We start from the raw sequence: 2,686 nt of genomic DNA on the forward strand, positions 1-2,686 counted from the left end.
CGATGTGGCTGACCGGGATGCCTTGGCTGTGGTGTTGGGCGGGCGTCGGCTGACTGGTGTGGTGCATGCGGCCGGGGTGTTGGACGACGGGGTGCTGGAGTCGTTGGACGCGGCTCGTTTCGACGCGGTGCTGCGTCCGAAGGTGGACGCGGCCTGGCACCTGCACGAACTGACCCGGGACCACGACCTGTCCGCCTTCGTGCTGTTCTCCGCCGGAGCCGGCACCCTCGGCAACGCCGGACAGGCCAACTACGCCGCCGCCAACGTCTTCCTCGACGCCCTCGCCCAGGCCCGCCGGGCCGAAGGGCTGCCGGCCCTCTCCCTCGCCTGGGGCCTGTGGGCCGAGACCAGCGCGATGACCGGCCGGCTCGGCGAGACCGACCTGAACCGGCTCGCCCGGCTCGGCGTCGCCGCGATGGAGACCGAGCAGGCCCTCGCCCTCCTCGACGCGGCCGTCCGCACCGACGAGCCGTACCTGCTCCCCGTACGGCTCGACCTCGTGGCCCTGCGGCGGCGCGCCGCGTCCTCCGGGGTGCCGGCGCTGCTCAGCGCCCTGGTCCCGCAGCGCGTCCGACGACAGGCGGCCGGCATGGGTGCCGGTGCCGCGTCGGCGGACGGCGGCGACCTCGGCGGGCGGCTCGCCGCACTGCCCGCGGACCGGCGCGAGGAGTTCCTGCTCGACGTGGTCCGCGCCGAGGTCGCGGCCGTCCTCGGTCACGCGTCCCCCGACGCCGTCGAACCCGAACGCGCCTTCAAGGACCTCGGCTTCGACTCCCTCACCGCCGTCGAACTGCGCAACCGGCTCGGTGCCGCCACCGGCCTGCGCCTGCCCGCGACGCTGGTCTTCGACCACCCGAACGCAGCGGCCGTCGTCCGCCTGTTGTGGTCCGAGTTCGGCGGTGCCACCCCGGCCGTCGACGCCCCGGCGAGCCGATCGAGCACCCCGGCCGACACCGGTGAGCCCATGGCGATCATCGGTATGAGCTGCCGTTTCCCCGACGACGTGGCGTCCCCGGAGGACCTGTGGCGGCTGGTCGCCGAGGGCCGCGACGCGATCGGCGCCATGCCCCGCGACCGCGGCTGGGACGTCGACGCCCTCTACGACCCGAACCCGGGCGTGCCCGGCCGGATCTACTCCCGCGAGGGCGGTTTCCTGCGCGACGCCGCCGAGTTCGACCCGGCGTTCTTCGGGATCTCGCCGCGTGAGGCGTTGGCGATGGATCCGCAGCAGCGGTTGTTGCTGGAGACGTCGTGGGAGGCGTTCGAGCGGGCGGGCATCGACCCGGCCACGCTGCGCGGCAGCCGTACGGGCGTGTTCGCGGGCGTCATGTACCACGACTACGGTGCCCGGCTCGGCGCGGGCACCGTGCCCGAGGGCGTCGAGGGATACGTCGGCAACGGCAGCGCGGGCAGCATCGCCACCGGCCGCATCGCCTACACCTTCGGCCTGGAGGGTCCCGCGGTCACCGTCGACACCGCCTGCTCGTCGTCCCTAGTGGCGATGCACCTCGCCATGCAGGCGATCCGGCAGGGCGAGTGCTCGCTCGCGCTGGTCGGCGGCGTCACCGTCATGTCGTCGATCGAGATGTTCCTCGAGTTCAGCCGCCAGCGCGCCGTCTCGCCCGACGCCCGCTGCAAGGCGTTCGGTGCGGGCGCGGACGGCGCCGGCTTCAGCGAGGGTGCGGGGATGCTGCTGGTGGAGCGGCTGTCTGACGCGGAGCGGCTGGGCCACCCGGTCCTCGCGGTGGTACGGGGCAGTGCCGTCAACCAGGACGGCGCGTCCAACGGTCTGACCGCACCCAACGGCCCGTCCCAGCAGCGCGTGATCCGGCAGGCCCTCGCCAACGCGGGACTGGAGCCCGGGCAGATCGACGCGGTGGAGGCCCATGGGACGGGCACCACTCTCGGCGACCCCATCGAGGCGCAGGCGCTGCTGGCGACCTACGGGCAGCAGCGGCCCGCCGAGCGGCCTCTGTGGCTCGGGTCGCTGAAGTCGAACATCGGGCACACGCAGGCAGCGGCCGGTGTGGGCGGTGTGATCAAGATGGTGATGGCGTTGCGGGAGGGCGTCCTGCCCCGCACCCTGCACGCCGACGAACCCTCCCCGCACATCGACTGGTCCGCAGGCCACATCCGGCTGCTCACCGAGCCGCGCGAGTGGCCCGAGACCGGGCAGCGCCCCCGCCGCGCCGGCGTCTCCAGCTTCGGCGCCAGCGGCACCAACGCCCACGTCATCCTGGAACAGGCCCCGGCCCGCCCCGCCGAGGACGCCTCCTCGGAGCCGACGCCGCCGCTCGTCCCGTGGCTGATCAGCGCCAAGTCGGAGACGGCCCTGCGCGCCCAGGCCGAGCGGCTGCGGTCGTACGTCACCGAGCACCCCGGACTCCGGCCGGTGGACGTGGCCTTCTCCCTCGCCACGACGCGCGGCGCGCTGGAGCACCGGGCCGTGGTCGTGGGTGCCGAGCTGGACGAACTCGCCGAGGGCCTGAGCATGTTGACGGAGACGTCCTCCGTCGTTTCCGGTCGTACGGGTTTCCTGTTTACGGGTCAGGGTGCTCAGCGGTTGGGGATGGGGCGGGAGTTGTATGGCGTTTTCCCGGTGTTCCGGGAGGCGTGGGACGAGGTGTGTGCTGTTTTGGATCCGTTGCTGTCGTGTGGGCTGGGTGAGGTGGTGTGGGGCGAGAAG

The 2,686-nt window shown here is 73.2% G+C and carries 1 protein-coding gene; it reads left to right on the forward strand.

Annotation, left to right across the window (positions count from 1 at the left end; genetic code table 11):
* Positions 1 to 2,686: type I polyketide synthase (locus K7854_RS37135; protein ID WP_226030967.1), on the forward strand; the 2,686-nt coding region annotated here is incomplete at both ends.

Origin of the sequence: Streptomyces hyderabadensis (assembly GCF_020404845.1) — a bacterium.
In the GTDB taxonomy this organism is placed as follows: Bacteria; Actinomycetota; Actinomycetes; order Streptomycetales; family Streptomycetaceae; genus Streptomyces; species Streptomyces hyderabadensis.